Source organism: Jezberella sp. (assembly GCF_964834465.1).
This window is the reverse complement of sequence record NZ_CBAZRM010000006.1, coordinates 118,070-135,391: the sequence shown is the minus strand read 5'-3', so window position 1 is coordinate 135,391 and position 17,322 is coordinate 118,070. Positions and strand designations below refer to the sequence as shown.

The 17,322-nt window shown below is 51.4% G+C and carries 15 protein-coding genes; 12 read left to right on the top strand and 3 right to left on the bottom strand.

Annotation, left to right across the window (positions count from 1 at the left end; genetic code table 11):
• The first annotated feature begins 104 nt into the window (after window positions 1-104).
• Window positions 105-875, top strand: a complete 771-nt coding sequence (gene yaaA / locus AC1W8Y_RS06350; RefSeq protein WP_482013627.1) for a peroxide stress protein YaaA — start codon at window positions 105-107, stop codon at window positions 873-875.
• A 2-nt stretch (window positions 876-877) separates the two neighbouring features.
• Window positions 878-2,092 carry a DUF3734 domain-containing protein gene (locus tag AC1W8Y_RS06345; RefSeq protein WP_482013626.1) on the top strand — a complete coding sequence of 405 codons (1,215 nt, stop codon included), beginning with the start codon at window positions 878-880 and terminating at the stop codon, window positions 2,090-2,092.
• Between the two features lie 87 nt (window positions 2,093-2,179).
• Here the strand turns inward: AC1W8Y_RS06345 and AC1W8Y_RS06340 are convergent, their stop codons facing one another.
• Both AC1W8Y_RS06340 and AC1W8Y_RS06335 read right to left on the bottom strand, forming a co-directional pair.
• The gene (locus tag AC1W8Y_RS06340; protein ID WP_482013625.1) at window positions 2,180-2,962 is read right to left on the bottom strand and encodes a 3-hydroxybutyrate dehydrogenase; all 783 of its coding nucleotides are present in this window, start codon (window positions 2,960-2,962) and stop codon (window positions 2,180-2,182) included.
• 115 nt (window positions 2,963-3,077) lie between these two features.
• A complete protein-coding gene (locus AC1W8Y_RS06335; protein WP_482013624.1) occupies window positions 3,078-5,258 on the bottom strand; it encodes an FUSC family protein in 2,181 nt (726 codons plus the stop codon).
• Window positions 5,259-5,670: 412 nt separating this feature from the next.
• Here AC1W8Y_RS06335 and AC1W8Y_RS06330 point away from each other — a divergent pair, with 412 nt between their 5' ends.
• The 5 genes from AC1W8Y_RS06330 to pssA all read left to right on the top strand — a co-directional run bounded on the left by AC1W8Y_RS06330 (window position 5,671) and on the right by pssA (window position 10,538).
• Window positions 5,671-7,389 carry an acetolactate synthase 3 catalytic subunit gene (locus AC1W8Y_RS06330; protein ID WP_482013623.1) on the top strand — a complete coding sequence of 573 codons (1,719 nt, stop codon included), beginning with the start codon at window positions 5,671-5,673 and terminating at the stop codon, window positions 7,387-7,389.
• Between the two features lie 10 nt (window positions 7,390-7,399).
• Window positions 7,400-7,891, top strand: coding sequence for an acetolactate synthase small subunit (gene ilvN, locus AC1W8Y_RS06325; RefSeq protein ID WP_482013622.1), 492 nt, complete (start codon window positions 7,400-7,402; stop codon window positions 7,889-7,891).
• A 115-nt stretch (window positions 7,892-8,006) separates the two neighbouring features.
• A complete protein-coding gene (gene ilvC, locus AC1W8Y_RS06320; protein ID WP_482013621.1) occupies window positions 8,007-9,023 on the top strand; it encodes a ketol-acid reductoisomerase in 1,017 nt (338 codons plus the stop codon).
• A gap of 70 nt (window positions 9,024-9,093) precedes the next feature.
• Window positions 9,094-9,753, top strand: coding sequence for a phosphatidylserine decarboxylase (locus AC1W8Y_RS06315; RefSeq protein ID WP_482013620.1), 660 nt, complete (start codon window positions 9,094-9,096; stop codon window positions 9,751-9,753).
• A gap of 8 nt (window positions 9,754-9,761) precedes the next feature.
• A complete protein-coding gene (pssA, locus tag AC1W8Y_RS06310) occupies window positions 9,762-10,538 on the top strand; it encodes a CDP-diacylglycerol--serine O-phosphatidyltransferase (RefSeq protein WP_482013619.1) in 777 nt (258 codons plus the stop codon).
• Here pssA and AC1W8Y_RS06305 read toward each other — a convergent pair.
• A complete protein-coding gene (locus tag AC1W8Y_RS06305) occupies window positions 10,506-11,060 on the bottom strand; it encodes a hypothetical protein (protein WP_482013618.1) in 555 nt (184 codons plus the stop codon). The two genes, pssA and AC1W8Y_RS06305, sit on opposite strands and share 33 nt — an antisense overlap.
• 125 nt (window positions 11,061-11,185) lie before the next feature.
• Here AC1W8Y_RS06305 and rpsO point away from each other — a divergent pair, with 125 nt between their 5' ends.
• From rpsO to AC1W8Y_RS06280, 5 genes are all read left to right on the top strand, one after another.
• Window positions 11,186-11,455, top strand: coding sequence for a 30S ribosomal protein S15 (gene rpsO / locus AC1W8Y_RS06300; protein ID WP_482013617.1), 270 nt, complete (start codon window positions 11,186-11,188; stop codon window positions 11,453-11,455).
• Window positions 11,456-11,553: 98 nt separating this feature from the next.
• Window positions 11,554-13,713, top strand: coding sequence for a polyribonucleotide nucleotidyltransferase (gene pnp / locus AC1W8Y_RS06295; RefSeq protein ID WP_482013616.1), 2,160 nt, complete (start codon window positions 11,554-11,556; stop codon window positions 13,711-13,713).
• A 196-nt stretch (window positions 13,714-13,909) separates the two neighbouring features.
• Entirely contained in the window at window positions 13,910-15,481 is a 1,572-nt protein-coding gene (locus tag AC1W8Y_RS06290) for an ABC transporter substrate-binding protein (protein ID WP_482013615.1), read from the top strand.
• The gene (locus tag AC1W8Y_RS06285) at window positions 15,478-16,419 is read left to right on the top strand and encodes an ABC transporter permease (protein ID WP_482013675.1); all 942 of its coding nucleotides are present in this window, start codon (window positions 15,478-15,480) and stop codon (window positions 16,417-16,419) included. The genes AC1W8Y_RS06290 and AC1W8Y_RS06285 overlap by 4 nt, the downstream gene beginning before the upstream one ends.
• A gap of 16 nt (window positions 16,420-16,435) precedes the next feature.
• Window positions 16,436-17,320: an ABC transporter permease gene (locus tag AC1W8Y_RS06280; protein WP_482013674.1), complete on the top strand. Its 885-nt coding sequence runs from the start codon at window positions 16,436-16,438 to the stop codon at window positions 17,318-17,320.
• Window positions 17,321-17,322 lie beyond the last annotated feature (2 nt).

The following is a 17,322-nucleotide window of genomic DNA, read 5'->3' as shown; positions in this document are numbered from 1 at the left end:
ACATTCTAGCAGAATCTGTTGTGTTTGAAGATTGCCGGCGCTACATGACAAGCGGGTGCCGGTACACTAAGCAAAAATCCTCACTCTCATACACGGTCATCGCGATGCTTTTTTTATTATCCCCAGCTAAAAAGCTTGATTACGACTCGGTTGTGCCGACAACTGAGCACACTCAACCGCTGTTCGTCAAAGAAGCGGCGACGCTCATCCGGGTGCTGAAAGCGAAATCTGAGGCGGAAGTCGCTGAATTGATGGCACTAAGCCCTGCCTTGGCCAAGTTGAACGTTGATCGTTACGCGACTTGGACGCCCACATTTAATCAAGACAATGCACGCCAAGCCTTGCTTGCTTTTAATGGCGATGTTTACGAAGGGCTCAATGCCGCTACTCTGAAGACGGCAGATTTGAAGTGGGCTCAAGAGCACGTAGCCATTTTGAGTGGCTTGTATGGCGTCTTACGGCCCCTGGATCTGATGCAGGCCTATCGACTTGAAATGGGGACGCGGCTTGCAAACCCGAAAGGCACGACGCTTTATCAGTTTTGGGCCAAAACGATTGCACCCTACTTGAACGAACGTCTGGCTAAGACGAAAGATCCCGTCATTATTAACCTCGCCTCCGAAGAGTATTTCAAATCAGTGGATGTGAAAGCGTTAAAAGCTCGTATCGTGCAGTGCGTATTTCAAGATGGTAAAGCGGGGGTGTTTAAAGTGGTGAGTTTTCATGCCAAACGAGCACGCGGCTTGATGGCTCGCTTTGCCATTGAGGGCCGGCTGAAAAGGCCTGAGCAACTGACGCAGTTTGATCGCGAGGGCTATGCCTTTGTTCCTGAAGTATCCACAGCGGATAAATTGGTTTTTCGGAGACAGCATTAATCATGGTTGCTCGCAAACAGCGTTCGATTGCACAAGAAAAAATTGCCCAGTATCCCCGTGTCGCGCTGGTGCTTCAAGGCGGCGGTGCTTTGGGGGCCTATCAAGCGGGCGTCTTCGAAGGCTTGATCGAGGCCAATGTCAATCCGAATTGGGTGGCCGGCATTTCGATCGGGGCGTTGAATTGCGCCATCATTGCAGGCAACAAGCCCGAAGACAGGGTGGCGAAGTTGAAAGAGTTTTGGGAGACGATTTGCCATCCCCCATCCCCGGTGGCGAACGTGATGACCTCGATGATCGACATGATGAACTCTACCGTGGGCATGTTCAATGAACGATCTAAGGACATGACAGAAACCTTTTTCGGGACTTTAGCGGCTGGCCAAGCAATACTGGCTGGGCAGAAGGGCTTTTTTGTACCCCGCTCAATGGCACCTGGCATGGGTAACCCAGCGCAGATCAGTTACTATGATACAAGTCCGTTGATCTCGACCCTTGAGCGCTTGTGCGACTTTGATCGCATCAACGATGGTGAAATGCGGGTGTCATTGGGGGCAACGAACGTCCGCAATGGTAATTTTGTGTATTTCGATAACACCGAAATTACGCTGACACCGTATCACTTTTTGGCATCTGGTTCGTTGCCACCGGGATTCCCCGCAACCGAAATCGACGGAGAGTTTTATTGGGATGGTGGTTGCGTTTCGAATACCCCACTTGAATACGTGATTGCAGGCCCAAATCGAAAAGACACGTTAGTGTTTCAAATTGACTTGTGGTCGGCGAAGGGAAATTTGCCCGAAACGATCGGCGAAGTGATGACACGGATGAAGGATATTCAGTATTCGAGTCGTACGCGATCGATCACGACAGCTGTGAAAGAAATGCAGCGACTGAGAGATTTATTGAATGAAACGATTGCGAAAGTCCCACCCGCCGTGCGTGCGAAAGATCCATTCTTTAAAGAACTTGCCGCCAAGCTCGAAGGCGTTCGGTACAACTGCATTCACTTGATCTATCAGAACAAGCAGACCGAAGGGTCGTATAAAGACGTTGAGTTCAGTCACGAAACCAAAGAGTATCACTGGGCTTCTGGGCTATCTGATATCCGACTCACCCTCGATCATCCTGCGTGTTTGAACATGCCACCTAAAGGCGAAACGTTCACGCAGTTCGATGTTCATCGCGAATCTTGGGCTCATAGGGCGCGTTCGGTGTAAAGTTCGCGGCAAAACTTGTCAAGAACGAAGCCGGTCAATGTAAAAAAGGCGCCCTGGCGCCTTTTTTGGGTCTTGATTCTAACCTTGTTATTGCTGATGCCAGCCGTGGCTCACAATAATCGATTGGCCTGTTAAAGCGTTGGTCTCAAAGCCAGCCAAGAAGGCAACGGTGTTGGCCACGTCATCAACGGTCGTGAATTCGCCATCTACCGTTTCTTTGAGCATGACGTTCTTGATGACTTCTTGTTCGGTGATGTGCAATGCAGCGGCTTGCTCAGGGATCTGCGCGTCGACCAATGGGGTGCGAACAAAACCAGGGCAAACCACGTTCGCGCGCACGCCTCTCGTGCCACCTTCTTTTGCCACAGTGCGCGCTAAACCGAGTAGCCCGTGCTTAGCGGTGACGTAGGCAGACTTAAGCTTTGATGCCTCGTGCGAGTGAACCGAACCCATATAAATAATTGCGCCACCGCGACCGCTGTTATACATGTGGCGAATGGCTGCTTGGGTAGTCAGAAACGCACCATCCAAATGAATCGCGAGCATTTTCTTCCAGTCGGAGAATTTGTAGTCTTCGATAGGCGCAATGATTTGAATGCCCGCGTTTGAAACCAGCACGTCGATACTACCTAACGTAGCAACTGCTGAATCAATGCCTGCAAACACCTCAGTCTCGTTGGTGACATCCATCGCAATCGCGATGGCCTTGCCGCCAGCCGCAATGATTTGATTGGCCACCTCTCGTGATTTTTCGAGATTGAGATCGGCAATCACAATAGCAGCACCTTGCTCAGCCATCTTGAGAGCGCATGCCTTGCCAATACCGCTGGCCGCACCAGTGACCAGAGCAACTTTATCTTTTAACGACATATGAAATCCTTTGTTTGTTGAGACGGATTCTCAAAAAAAATGACTTGTGCCAACGCAAACTTAGTCAACACATCATACACAGAAAGTATGAGTGGCATGATGACAGTCAGGCACGCTATTTAACGGCTGACACACCTGCCTCAGCGAGGCTAGCCCTGAACCGAACGATGGCGAGAATAGATTTGTGGATCTGGTTGAGCGGGTAATTCAAGTCAGACAAACCAGCTGGCGCAAAGACGGGGGGGGAAGTGAGACCGACCACCTCATGTTGTTCTTTTTTCAACGTCTGCAAAAGCTTATCGACGTGCGTCTTCACTGACTCAGGCGTTGAGCCAAGAGCAGTCAGGATCGTCATCAATGAGGTCGTTTGCGATGCCAGCATGTGACACTGGATCATCAGGCCATTATAAAAAGAGACCCCATGCTGGTGTGACTTGGGTTCGGCCATCATTCGGTAAAACGCTTGTGCAAAATTACTCAGCGCTACATGGAGGCTTTTGCGAGCGAGTCGCCATTCGAGATCCGCCTGCGCTAGCGAAGCAGTCGTGGTCCCTTGTTCGGCATCCTGTTTAAGCGCGACAAGTGCCAGGCTTCTGCTCAAGTATTGCTGGTTTGCCGCAATGACGTTTCGGCTTAACGCCGGCATGAATTGAGCCTCCCACCAGGGAAGGAAGTAGCTACAGCCATAAGCGATGGCGCAGCCAATCAGCGTGTCGATCGCTCGAAAGCCAATGATGCTAGTGTCGGCCGGGTTAAGCAAAAAGAAGGCAATCAACATCGCTAGCGTGTTGAACGCCGCCGCGGCCAGCAAATTGACCAGGATCAAGCTGCAACCAATGATCAAAGCAATCACCATGATGCCGGCGAGGATTTGGTGCGACTCAACGAAGTAAACGGCTGCCAGGGACATGCCGCATCCAATGATAGTACCCCCCAAACGTCCGCTATTACGTTGCTTGGTCAGCGCAAAGCCTGGTCGCATGATGATAATTACCGTGAGCAGAATCCAATAACCTTGCGGCGCCAAACCAGGGATCAGATGGGCTATGGTTAAAGCGATGATGCTCCCTAAAGCGACTCGAAGGGCATATCTGCAAAAGGGTGAAGCGAGGTGCAGGTTGCTGGTGATCTGCCGGGGATTAAACTTTTGAGTCGATAAAAAAGCGCTCAACGAATCGTTGATAGTTGCTGATTCAAGCGCTTTCATGTCTTCAGAGCTGCGGGTGTAGACGTACATGCGCTCGATGAGATTCGCATTGTGTCTCAATCGCTTCAAGATTTGCAGGCAAACGCTGTAGGCATCAGGCTCTCTGACTGAAAAGCCGTTTTGTTGCATCGTTTTGACCTCAAACTCGATGGCACGTAATTCTGCTTTCACACTGTTCTTGTTACGTGCCGCTTTGTTACGCACCACAGCAAGCGCGATGCGGTCGAGATCGAGGGCCATTTTGAATAGCGCATCGTGCATGAATAACAAGATGTCCTTACCGGCTAGTTTGCTGTGTAGCAGTGCGTAATCCGCCTGCGTGGCGACCATGGTGTCAACAATGGCAAGCATCTCGATAAAGAGGTTCCAGAGCATGATGCGACGAGGGTCGCCGGTACCATTGAGGTTCGCAAGCCCCCTGAGTACCATGTCTCGGGCACCTTGATGCTTGTCGATCATGTCGGCTTGACGCCGAATCAGCTGGCGATGGTTGGCGTCGAGTTCTTGCTCTGTGCTGTACATGTTGCCGCGACTAATCAAATAATCGGCGGTCGCGAACAAAGCAATGGCCAGCGCCTGCTCTTTTTCGCGAATACTCATCAAGCGACTGGTGAAATAACTGAAAATAGCGTAGAAGAGCGCGCCACCGAGGGATAGCAAGGTGTGCGTCCAGACCTCATGGTGCGAGAGGGGTGAGTGCAAGGTGACTGTCATCAGCAACAAGCAGGCAAACCCGATCAAGGTCCCTTTTTTGCCGTAGACGGACAACAGAGAAAACCCAAAGCATTGCGCAACGACGGCGATGCTTTCTGCCCAGATGTTTGCGCTTGCCAGGCCGGTGATGATGACGGCCAGTGAACTCAGCAGCGCGCCACGAAGCATTTCACCCAGACGGTTCTGGTGGGGACCGGGCTGGTCAATGAAAGCGATGCAAAGTGCCCCGAAACTGGCTACCAAACCTTCGGCAAATAAATTAAAACCCAGGCCTAAAACGAGGACAGGAAGTAGGGCACCGGCGGCTCGTCTGATCCCGCTATAGAAGTGGTGGCCGAATAAAAAACGTTGTAGTTGGGGAATGCTAATGTCCATGCGGCAACTCTGAAGCGCTCAAATCGTGAGCCCAACTTTATTTTAGTCCGATTTGCACAAGCGCAAAACTAAGGTTAAAGTTGCGGGTTCGGGCAAGCTTTGGTTACCGCCGAGCTGTTCGAGGCTTTTTTACTTTGGGGCAAACCCCTCCCTAGTGCTCTTGCCATAACTTTGCTGCTGACCAGGCCACAAGCCGTGGTTAGCGACTCCGTTTCGATCCAGTGCATCCCTGATGGGTGCGTGCATCGCCTGATGGCGAATGCGTAGCTGATCAGCAATGTGTTTGGGTGGAGAGGCTCCGTGAGTCTCAAAACGCCGAATTATGTTGCTGAATATGTTGCGATTCAGCATTTTTGTCTAACAATAAAAATGCAGTCAGATGGGCCTTGCCTGTTATGAAAGGACATTACTCATGGAACTCAATGGCGCAGACATCGTCGTGCGTTGCTTGGCCGACGAAGGCGTAGAACACGTTTTCGGCTATCCCGGCGGGGCAGTGCTTTATATTTACGACGCGATTTACAAGCAAGACAAATTCAAACATATCCTGGTTCGTCACGAGCAAGCGGCTGTGCATGCGGCTGATGCTTATTCGCGTTCGTCGAACAAAGTGGGGGTGTGTCTGGTCACCAGCGGTCCGGGGGCAACCAACGCGGTTACCGGGATTGCAACGGCCTACATGGATTCGATTCCCATGGTCATCATCAGTGGTCAGGTGCCAACGCACGCCATTGGTGAAGATGCTTTCCAAGAGTGCGACACGATTGGCATTACACGGCCTTGTGTCAAACACAATTTCCTCGTTCGTGATGTCAAAGATTTAGCAGAGACCATGCGCCGCGCGTTCTACATTGCGCGTACCGGTCGTCCGGGACCAGTGCTAGTCGATATCCCCAAGGACATCACGGTTGCGCACTGCAAATACACCCCGCCCAAAGCTGAGATCTCGATGCGTTCATATGCGCCGGTTGAACGAGGACATCAGGGGCAGATAAAAAAAGCCGTTCAGATGTTGTTGCAAGCCGAGCGTCCTATGATTTATACGGGTGGCGGCGTTATTTTGTCGAATGCATCCGCAGAATTACAGACGTTCGTCAAAATGCTCGGGGCACCCATCACGAATACCTTGATGGGTCTTGGTGCCTACCCAGCTTCAGATGAGCAATATCTGGGTATGCCTGGCATGCATGGCACCTATGAAGCCAATATGTCGATGCAACATTGCGACGTTTTGTTGGCCATCGGTGCACGTTTTGATGACCGAGTTATCGGCAATCCGAAGCACTTCTGTTCGCATCCGCGCAAGATCATTCATATTGATATCGATCCCTCGTCAATTTCTAAGCGCGTCAAGGTCGATGTGCCGATTGTGGGTAATGTCAAAGACGTGTTGGATGACTTGATTACCCAATATACCGCGATGTCGGCTGAGACCAAGCCCAACACACAGGCACTGGCCAAGTGGTGGGATCAAGTCAACGTTTGGCGCGGTAAACAGTGCATGCACTTTGCAAACTCCGATGAGCTAATCAAGCCTCAATGGGTCGTGCAGAAGGTGTGCGAAATCACCAAAGGCGAGGCGTTTGTTACGTCTGATGTGGGCCAACACCAGATGTGGGCTGCCCAGTACTATGGCTTTAACAAGCCACGGCGTTGGATTAATTCAGGTGGTCTTGGCACCATGGGTGTAGGCTTGCCTTATGCGATGGGGGTGCAAATGGCAAACCCAGACGCAACCGTGGCGTGTATTACGGGCGAAGGCTCGATACAGATGAATATTCAAGAGCTGTCTACATGTAAGCAATACCATCTGACGCCCAAGGTGATTTGTTTGAACAATCGCTACCTGGGGATGGTGCGGCAGTGGCAACAGATTGATTACTCGTCGCGCTACTCAGAGTCTTACATGGATGCTCTGCCGGATTTCGTCAAACTGGTTGAGGCATACGGGCATGTGGGGATGCGAATCGACAAGCCGGCAGACGTTGAGGGGGCATTGATTGAAGCCTTCAAACTCAAAGACCGCTTGGTGTTTATGGATTTCATCACAGATCAATCAGAGAACGTCTGGCCCATGGTCAAAGCAGGTCGCGGCTTGACCGAGATGCTGCTTGGCGCTGAAGACCTGTAAGGAGATCCAGATGAAACATATTATTTCGGTTTTGATGGAAAACGAATCCGGCGCATTGTCACGCGTCGTAGGTTTGTTCTCGGCACGTGGCTACAACATCGACACATTAACGGTGGCGCCAACTGAAGACAACACCCTGTCGCGGTTGACGCTGGTCACTACGGGCTCGGATGATGTCATCGAGCAGATCACCAAGCATTTGAATCGCCTGATCGAAGTGATCAAGGTGGTCGATCTATCAGATGGACCTCACATCGAACGTGAGTTGATGCTGATTAAAGTTCGCGCCGTAGGTAAAGAGCGCGAAGAGGTCAAGCGCATGGTCGATATCTTTCGCGGACGCATTATCGATGTCACTGACAAGTCTTACACGATTGAGTTGACAGGCGATCAAGATAAAGTCCAAGCGTTTATCGATGCGTTGGATCGTAGTGCCATTCTTGAAACAGTCCGAACTGGTGTATCTGGTATCGGGCGAGGCGAGAGGATTCTCAAGGTTTAGTCCGCAGTGAGGTGATTGAAATCCGAGTGGATTGAGATTGATTGTTTTGAAGACTTGTTAATACCCATTAATTTTTTGATTTTCTGAATCCAATATATAAAAGACGGAGTCCGATATGAAAGTTTTTTACGATAAAGATTGTGATTTGTCCCTGATCAAGGGCAAGACTGTTGCCATCATTGGTTATGGTTCACAAGGCCACGCACACGCGCTGAATCTTCATGAGTCAGGCGTTAAAGTGATTGTGGGCCTGCGCAAGGGCGGCGCGTCTTGGTCTAAAGCAGCCAACGCCGGTTTGCAAGTCGCTGAAGTGGCTGACGCCGTGAAGTCGGCTGACCTCGTGATGATGTTGTTACCCGATGAGAACATCGCCCAGGTCTACCGTGAAAGCGTGCACGCCAACATCAAAGCAGGTGCGGCACTGGCGTTTGCACACGGCTTCAACGTTCACTACGGTCAAGTGGTCCCGCGCGAAGATATCGATGTCGTCATGGTAGCCCCCAAAGCACCTGGCCACACCGTGCGCGGCACGTATGCCCAGGGTGGCGGTGTGCCATGTTTGGTCGCTGTTCATCAGAACAAGTCAGGCATCGCCCGTGATGTGGCTCTGTCGTACGCTTGCGCGATCGGCGGTGGTCGTGCGGGCGTGATTGAAACGAACTTCCGTGAAGAGACTGAAACCGATTTGTTCGGCGAACAAGCGGTCTTGTGCGGTGGTACTGTTGAACTCATCAAGGCTGGTTTCAAGACCTTGGTGGATGCGGGATATGCACCTGAAATGGCCTATTTCGAGTGCTTGCACGAACTGAAATTGATCGTCGATCTGATTTATGAAGGTGGTATTGCCAACATGAATTACTCGATCTCGAACAACGCTGAGTTTGGCGAGTACGAGACAGGTCCGAAGATCGTCACTGACGAGACACATGCTGCCATGCGTCAAGTCTTGGCTGACATTCAGAACGGTGAGTACGCCAAGCGCTTTATCTTAGAGAATCAGGCAGGTGCACCTACTTTGACTTCGCGTCGTCGTATCAATGCTGAGTCAGAGATCGAAGTCGTCGGTGGCAAATTGCGCGCGATGATGCCTTGGATTGCAGCCAATAAATTGGTCGACAAGAGCAAGAACTAAGCCTTGGCTTTGAACGCTCAGTCGAAAACGCCCTTCGGGGCGTTTTTTTTGGGTTAACCTCTCATCCACTATGCATACACCTCATTATCCCCATCCGCTTATTGCGAGAGAAGGTTGGCCATTTTTGGCTGGCTCAGTCATTCTTGCTACGTTAGCAACGTATTGGTTCCCTTCGTGGTCGATTCTGCTTTGGATTATTGCGCTCTTTGTGCTGCAATTTTTCAGAGATCCGCCCAGGATGGGCTCGACAGAACCCAACGCCGTCTTATCCCCCGCCGATGGTCGCATTGTGGTGGTTGAGCGTGCACAAGATCCTTATGCAGGCCGAGAGTCGCTGAAGATCAGTGTTTTTATGAATGTATTCAACGTTCATAGTAATCGGTCACCTGTCGATGGCGAGGTTCTCAGCACAACGTATTTCCCAGGCAAGTTTTTTAATGCCGCACTAGAGAAAGCGTCACTCGAAAATGAACGCAACGCGATGGTGTTGCGCGCTAAGACGGGTCATACCGTCACTGCCGTTCAGGTGGCAGGGTTGGTTGCCAAGCGGATCTTGTGCTATGCCAAGGCGGGTGACCACCTTGCGAGGGGGCAGCGTTATGGGTTTATCCGTTTTGGCTCTCGTGTTGACGTTTATTTGCCGATTGACGCGACCCCACGGGTGTCAATTGGTGATAAGGTCTCGGCCACTTCGACCGTGCTGGCTGAATTGCCGACTGAAATATCCTGAGGACATTTATGCCGACTAGTCCGCTTCGCGATCCAGATTTAAAGCGGCGTAGCATTTATCTGCTGCCAAACGCTTTCACGACCGCAGCTCTTTTCGCTGGTTTCTACGCCATCGTTCAAGCCATGAACGGGCGCTTTGAGATGGCGGCGATTGCTATCTTTGCCGCCATGGTGCTCGACGGGATGGATGGTAGGGTCGCACGGTTGACAAACACCACATCGGCCTTTGGCGAACAATATGATTCGCTCTCGGATATGACCTCTTTTGGTGTGGCGCCTGCTTTGGTGGTCTACGAATGGGCGTTGCGAGACCTAGGCCGCTGGGGGTGGTTGGCTGCTTTTGTTTACGTCAGCGGCGCAGCACTTCGTTTGGCAAGATTTAATACTAATATTGCGGTCGTCGACAAGCGCTACTTCCAAGGCTTGCCCAGCCCGGCTGCGGCAGCGCTGGTGGCGGGATTCCTTTGGTTGGTGGTCGATAACCGGCTTCAGGTGTCACCAAAAATGGTGTCCTGGACGGCCTTCACACTGACACTGTATGCCGGCATTGCGATGGTCACGAACCTGCCTTTTTACAGCGGAAAAAGTTTCGCCCTGAGTAAAAGCGTCCCTTTCTGGGCGATTTTGGTTTTTGTGGCGAGTTTTGTCTTTATTTCAAGTGACCCACCAGTGGTCTTGTTCGGTCTATTTATCGTTTACGGGCTGTCTGGCTGGGGTGTTTGGCTTTTTCGGGTTCGCAAAGCCAAGCGAATGCTAGCGTCTGCCAGATCTGCCCATATCGAATAGAGGATCAGGGCCCGCATTGAAGTGGGTGAGTGTGTGTGTGTTCAGATCGAAGTAAATGTACATCAGGGTGTTCCAGGTGCCGTATTGCTTGTAGCGATAATCCAGAACATAGCTGCGAAGCTCATACATCCCTGATTCGCCAGCATGTTCGGGCGGCCCGAATTCACAAATCACCTTTTCAGGTGTCCATTGACCAGTGCCAAGGCGATTAAAGTTGGCGTCTGTCAGCAGCTGAGTCACCTCGCCGATCAATCCCTCCTTCGAGACAGTCGTGCCCATGGCCGTTTGCCCAAGCGGTTGCTGGGTCCAAACGAGATGTCGGGTGCCGTCCGTGTTTGCGCAATCGGTCGATGGTTTGCCGAATTTCGCGATGACCTCATTGAGCGGGGTACCCGGCTTAGCGGTATCAACCAGCGCACAGCCCGTTAGGGTGAAACTGACAGTTAAGACAAGGCCCGTCAACAAGCTGGTGCGTCGCGCTGCAAAAAAGGCGGTTAGGTTCAAAGGATATCGACGCTTCATGATAAAAATCCCTATTCACAGCAAGCGGGCTTTATTGGCTCAATTCAGTTATACTAGCAGGGTTATACTTTTTTTCCACCACGTTCGGGCACCTCGGCCCCAACGCATGTTCATGAGAGGCCATAATGTCTGTAGCTGATATCAATAAATCCGACATCGTTGCGCAATATCAACGCGCTCAAGGCGATACCGGATCCCCAGAAGTTCAAGTGGCACTGTTAACTGCTCGTATTAACGAGTTGACGGGTCACTTCAAAACACACATGAAAGATCACCACTCACGCCGTGGTTTGTTGCGTATGGTTAGCCGTCGCCGCAAACTGCTCGATTATCTCAAGGGCCGCAACCCAGATTCCTATCGTTCGCTGATCGAAAAACTCGGTCTGCGTAAGTGATCGCAATTTGTGGGGCAGTTACCCCGTGAATCAACCGTGCCGCATGCGCCATTTTGGTCGCGTCGAGCACGGTTTTTCATTTGTAAGGATTATTTGCCATGTTTAATAAAATTACTAAGTCGTTCTCATTCGGTCAGCACACCGTCACCCTTGAGACCGGCGAAATTGCTCGCCAGTCTTCCGGTGCTGTGGTGGTGTCTGTTGACGACACCGTTGTGCTTGCGACTGTTGTCGCAAAAAAAGATGCGAAAGCCGGTCAGGATTTTTTCCCACTGACAGTCGATTACATTGAAAAAACTTACGCAGCTGGTAAGATTCCCGGCGGTTTCTTTAAACGTGAAGGCAAGCCTTCCGAAAAAGAAACCTTGACTTCGCGTCTGATTGACCGCCCTCTGCGTCCGCTGTTTCCAGAGGGTTTCTATAACGAAGTTCAGGTCGTGATCCACGTCTTGTCAGTGAACCCAGAGGTCGATCCCGATATCCCCGCCATGATTGGCGCTTCGGCAGCGCTGGCCATCTCTGGCATTCCTTTTGACGGTCCGATCGGTGCCGCACGCGTGGGCTACATTGACGGCCAGTACGTCATCAACCCAACGGCTAGCCAACTGCTGACCTCTAAAATGGATTTGGTTGTTGCTGGTACTGAAGCTGCGGTATTGATGGTTGAGTCAGAGGCTGATCAGCTCTCTGAAGAAGTGATGCTTGGTGGTGTGGTATTTGGTCATACCCAAATGCAAACCGTTATCAGCGCCATCAATGACTTGGTGAGCCAAGCGGGTAAACCAGCTTGGGATTGGCAGCCCGCAGCAAAAAACGAAGCCTTGATCGCTGTCGTAAAAGCGGCGGGTGAAGAAGGCATGAACGCAGCCTATCAAATTCGTCAGAAACAAGAGCGTACGGCTCAACTCAAACATGTCTACAGCGCGGTGCATGCTGCCGTTGCTGAGCAAGCGGCTGCGGCTGGTACCCCAGCACCCGATAGCGTTGCTGTCGACAATATTTTGTTCGACCTCGAAGCGCGTATCGTCCGTAGCCAGATTCTCAGTGGCGAGCCGCGTATTGACGGTCGCGACACTCGCACCGTTCGTCCAATCAGCATCCGTCTCGGTGTATTGCCCCGTGTCCATGGCAGTGCCTTGTTCACCCGTGGTGAGACGCAAGCGCTGGTTATCGCGACGCTGGGTACCAAGCAAAATGAGCAAGTCATTGATGCGCTCATGGGCGAGTACCGTGACCGTTTCCTGATGCACTACAACATGCCTCCGTTTGCGACGGGTGAAACTGGTCGCGTGGGCACGCCTAAGCGTCGTGAAATCGGTCATGGCCGTTTGGCTAAACGTGCACTAGTGCCTTTGCTGCCAGCTGCTGCTGATTTCCAGTACACGATTCGTCTGGTGTCAGAGATTACTGAATCGAACGGGTCGTCTTCAATGGCGTCGGTTTGCGGTGGGTCATTGGCTATGATGGATGCTGGCGTACCGGTGAAAGATCACGTCGCTGGCGTCGCCATGGGTCTGATCCTTGATGACGGTAAATTTGCTGTCTTGACCGACATTCTGGGTGACGAAGATCACCTGGGTGATATGGATTTCAAAGTAGCGGGTACCGAAAACGGGATCACCGCCTTGCAAATGGATATCAAAATTCAGGGCATTACTAAAGAAATCATGCAGGTCGCGTTGGCCCAGGCTCGTGATGGTCGCTTGCATATTCTCGAAAAAATGCGCGAAGCCATCAATGGTGGTCGTGGCGAACTCTCTGCTTTCGCACCGCGCATGCTGTCGATGAAGATTAATCCAGAGAAAATCCGTGACGTGATCGGCAAGGGTGGCGCAACCATCCGTGCCTTAACCGAAGAGACCGGCTGCCAAATCGATATTTCGGATGATGGTGCCATCGTGATTTCTAGTGCGGATTTGGACAAAGCGAAAGAGGCACAGCGCCGTATTACTGAGCTGACAGCTGATGTCGAAGTGGGGCAGGTCTATGAAGGCAGCGTGCTTCGTCTGCTCGATTTTGGTGCGATTGTTCAAGTTTTACCAGGCCGCGATGGCTTGCTGCATATCTCTGAGATTGCCAATTACCGAATTGCCAACATCAATGACGTGATCAAGGTCGGTCAAAGCTTGCGCGTTAAAGTGATCGAGGCTGACGACAAAGGTCGTTTGCGTCTTTCGGTAAAGGCCATTGGTGGTATTGAAGAGCAAGGCGGGCCAGCAGCCCCTCAGGCCGAGGCGCCAGCAGTTCAGGCTGAGTAAGTTTTAGCTGTTCGTTAAGTTAAGGGCGCAAGCATTAAGCTTGCGCCTTTTTTTACGTCTATCGGTGGCGTTTTTTCTGGCATCTGGTCGACTCAATCAGGTAAACCCTGAAAACTTGGCATGATGATTGCGTATATGATCGAATATCAATCTTGAATCACGGTCTTGACGGGGTGTGTATATGGTTAAGTGGTCGATGAGTCGTTTGTTAGTCGCCGTGTCTTTTGCAATGATCGGTTTTGCTGGCAACTCGCACGCTCAAGACGATTCGAAAGTCTTGCGCATCGTCCCACAGGCAGACTTAAAAATACTGGATCCCATCTGGACGACAGCATTTGTTAGCCGCAATCACGGCTATATGGTGTACGACCAATTATTTGGTATTGATGCCAACGGTAAGATCCAACCGCAGATGGTCGATACCTACACCAAGAGTGCTGACTTCAAAGAATGGACGTTTACCCTTCGCAAAGGGCTAAGTTTTAGTGATGGGCAGCCGGTCACGTCTGATGACGTAATCGCTTCGGTCAATCGTTGGGCCAAACGCGATGTGTTTGGTCAAGTCATGGCAACTGCGCTCGACAAGTTCGAGGCCGTTGATTCGAACACGTTCAAAATGACCTTTAAAACGCCGTTTCCCATGACGCTCGATGCGCTGTCCAAGCCCTCCGGCAATGCAAACTTCATCATGCCTAAGCGTGTGGCGATGACACCCGCCGATCAGCAGATCACTGAATACATTGGTTCTGGCCCTTACGTCCTTAAGATGGATGAGTACAAACCAGGCGCAAAGATCGTTTATCTTAAGAACGAGAAATACGTCCCACGCGCAGAAGAGCCTTCGGGCACTGCCGGCGGCAAGCGCGTCTTTGTTGATCGCGTTGAATGGGTCATCTTGAAAGACGCTCAGACACAAGCAAATGCCATTGCCAACGGCGAAGTCGATATGATCGAATGGATGCCTGCTGATCAATATGCGGCGCTTAAAGACAATCCGAAGATAGCGCTGATCAAACCAACCCCGGCAGGTTCATTTGATTTGCACTTGAATCATTTTGTACCGCCGTTTGATAATCCAAAAATCGCTCAAGCGGCAATCATGGCACTGAACCAAGAGGCGTTGATGAAGGCGCAAATGGTGAACAAGGATCTTTACCGTCCTTGCGTCTCTATCTACCCATGCGATTCGCCATTAGCATCGACTGAAACAGGTTATTTCACCGGTAAGCCACAATTTGAAGCCGCCAAGAAGCTGCTGAAAGAGGCCGGTTACGACGGCAAGCCTGTTGTGCTGTTGTTTCCTGCAGATTTTGCGGTGTTGAATAAATTCCCACCGGTGCTTGCTCAGCTGTTGAAACAGGCTGGTTTTAACGTAGATATGCAAACCATGGATTGGGCCTCTCTGGTCACCCGTCGCACGAGTAAAGAGCCGGCGGACAAAGGCGGTTGGAACATGTTTATTACGGGTTGGGGTCCTGGCGATATGATGAATCCATTGTTCTTCCCCCCGCTCACAGGTAATGGTGAGAAAGGGTGGTTCGGCTGGACAACAGACGCCAAACTTGAGCAGTTGAAAGCAGACTTCATGGCAGCCTCAACTGACGAGCAGCGCAAAAAGATTGCAGCAGAACTTCAGATGCAAACCTATAAAACAGGTATCTTTGCCAAAGTCGGTGACTTCGATTACCTGACGGTTGTTCGTAAAGGCGTTGTGACGGGCTTAGTACCTTCAACGGTCAATGCGTTCTGGAATTTAAAGAAGAACTGATGCTGTTTATTCTCAGACGGGTGCTGTCCACGGTACCCGTGCTTCTCATCGTTGCCGTCATTGTCTTTACGATGTTGCGACTGACACCGGGCGATCCTGCGGCAGCCTTGGTTGGTAATAACAGCAACAGCGAGGATATTGCGCGTATCCGTAAAAGCCTTGGTTTGGATGAGCCTCTGCCCGTGCAATTTGCAAGCTGGGCGAGCAAAGCGTTGATGGGTGATTTGGGTGAATCCTATTACATGAAACAACCCGTGACCCATTTAATTGCGCAACGGATTGGCCCGACCCTCTCTTTGTCTGCGCTCACGATGCTGCTGACGTTATTGATTGCAATCCCTTTGGGGATTTTGGCAGCGTGGCGGCATGGGGGATGGTTAGATCGGTCTCTCATGAGTTTTTCTGTCTTGGGGTTTTCAGTCCCAACTTTCGTCATCGGCTACCTCCTGATTTGGGCCGTTGCGCTGCACTGGAAGATTTTTCCGGTGCAGGGTTACGTGCCCATGAACGAGAGCTTCGGGGGGTGGTTGTCACATCTCTTTTTACCCGCGCTGACGCTGTCGATTGTCTACCTCGCCTTGATCGCCCGAGTGACCCGTGCTTCTGTTGCTGAAGCGCTAACAGAGGATTACATCAGAACGGCTCGCTCCAAAGGGATTAGTGAGTTACGAATACTCGTCAAGCACGCCTTGACCAACGCAGCGGTGCCGATTGTGACGGTGATCGGCATTGGAATCGGCTTGCTGATTGGGGGCGTGGTGGTGACAGAAACGGTTTACGCCATACCAGGGGTTGGCCAGTTGACGGTTGACGCCGTGTTGGGACGAGACTTTCCCTTGATTCAGGGGATCACTTTGTTCTTCTCGTTTGCTTATGTCTTAATTAATTTACTCGTGGATTTAAGCTATGTTTTGCTTGATCCCCGTATCCGCTATTAACGTGGCGCAAAAACTCATGGCCAAGCGCAAGCAGCAAAACAAAATCCTCAACAATACGTCAGTACGCATTGGTTTAGTGGCGTTGGTGTTGTTGCTGGGTATGGCTCTCTTTGCCCCCTGGCTCTATACCATTGAGCCCACCGCCATGGACCCATCGAGTGCGAACATACTGCCAGGTACTCAAGCAGAGTTTTCTGATTTATCAGGCGACACCTTCGAGCACTATTTTTTGATGGGAACAGACAGTCTTGGGCGTGACACCTGGAGCAGAGTGGCCTACGGCGCACGCATTTCATTGACCGTGGGATTGTGTGTGGCCGTGCTAGCTCTGATTGGCGGGACTTGCTGTGGTGTGGCTGCAGGGTATTTCAGGCGTCTCGATAACGTCCTGATGCGAGTCATGGATAGTCTGATGGCTATCCCTGGAATTCTGTTTGCCATCACGCTGATGGCCATCTGGCGCCCGACAGTGGTCACCGTGGTCATTGCAATCACCATCCCTGAGATCCCCCGCGTGGCTCGACTTGTTCGATCTATCGTGCTGACCATTCGCGAAGAACCCTATGTCGAGGCAGCCGTGTCGCTTGCCACATCAACGGGTAATATTTTGTGGCGCCATATCTTGCCCAACGCAATTGCACCCTTGCTGGTTCAGGGGACTTACGTCTGTGCCTCTGCGATTTTGGTGGAAGCGATTTTGTCGTTTTTAGGGGTGGGTTTGCCGCCAGAGATTCCGACGTGGGGCAACATCATGTCTGACGGCCGAACGCAGTTCAACCAGTATCCACAAACCGTCTTGTTTCCGGGGGCTTTCCTTGCGGTAACGGTGCTGGCCGTGAATATTCTGGGTGATGGTTTGCGAGACACACTTGATCCAAAGTTCAATAAGCGCACAGGCTAAGG

Excerpts from the sequence above, each read along its gene's own strand:
- yaaA (WP_482013627.1), top strand. The coding sequence starts at position 105 with ATGCTTTTTTTATTATCCCCAGCTAAAAAGCTTGATTACGACTCGGTT.
- AC1W8Y_RS06345 (WP_482013626.1), top strand. The coding sequence starts at position 878 with ATGGTTGCTCGCAAACAGCGTTCGATTGCACAAGAAAAAATTGCCCAG.
- AC1W8Y_RS06340 (WP_482013625.1), bottom strand. The coding sequence starts at position 2,962 with ATGTCGTTAAAAGATAAAGTTGCTCTGGTCACTGGTGCGGCCAGCGGT.
- AC1W8Y_RS06335 (WP_482013624.1), bottom strand. The coding sequence starts at position 5,258 with ATGGACATTAGCATTCCCCAACTACAACGTTTTTTATTCGGCCACCAC.
- AC1W8Y_RS06330 (WP_482013623.1), top strand. The coding sequence starts at position 5,671 with ATGGAACTCAATGGCGCAGACATCGTCGTGCGTTGCTTGGCCGACGAA.
- ilvN (WP_482013622.1), top strand. The coding sequence starts at position 7,400 with ATGAAACATATTATTTCGGTTTTGATGGAAAACGAATCCGGCGCATTG.
- ilvC (WP_482013621.1), top strand. The coding sequence starts at position 8,007 with ATGAAAGTTTTTTACGATAAAGATTGTGATTTGTCCCTGATCAAGGGC.
- AC1W8Y_RS06315 (WP_482013620.1), top strand. The coding sequence starts at position 9,094 with ATGCATACACCTCATTATCCCCATCCGCTTATTGCGAGAGAAGGTTGG.
- pssA (WP_482013619.1), top strand. The coding sequence starts at position 9,762 with ATGCCGACTAGTCCGCTTCGCGATCCAGATTTAAAGCGGCGTAGCATT.
- AC1W8Y_RS06305 (WP_482013618.1), bottom strand. The coding sequence starts at position 11,060 with ATGAAGCGTCGATATCCTTTGAACCTAACCGCCTTTTTTGCAGCGCGA.
- rpsO (WP_482013617.1), top strand. The coding sequence starts at position 11,186 with ATGTCTGTAGCTGATATCAATAAATCCGACATCGTTGCGCAATATCAA.
- pnp (WP_482013616.1), top strand. The coding sequence starts at position 11,554 with ATGTTTAATAAAATTACTAAGTCGTTCTCATTCGGTCAGCACACCGTC.
- AC1W8Y_RS06290 (WP_482013615.1), top strand. The coding sequence starts at position 13,910 with ATGAGTCGTTTGTTAGTCGCCGTGTCTTTTGCAATGATCGGTTTTGCT.
- AC1W8Y_RS06280 (WP_482013674.1), top strand. The coding sequence starts at position 16,436 with ATGGCCAAGCGCAAGCAGCAAAACAAAATCCTCAACAATACGTCAGTA.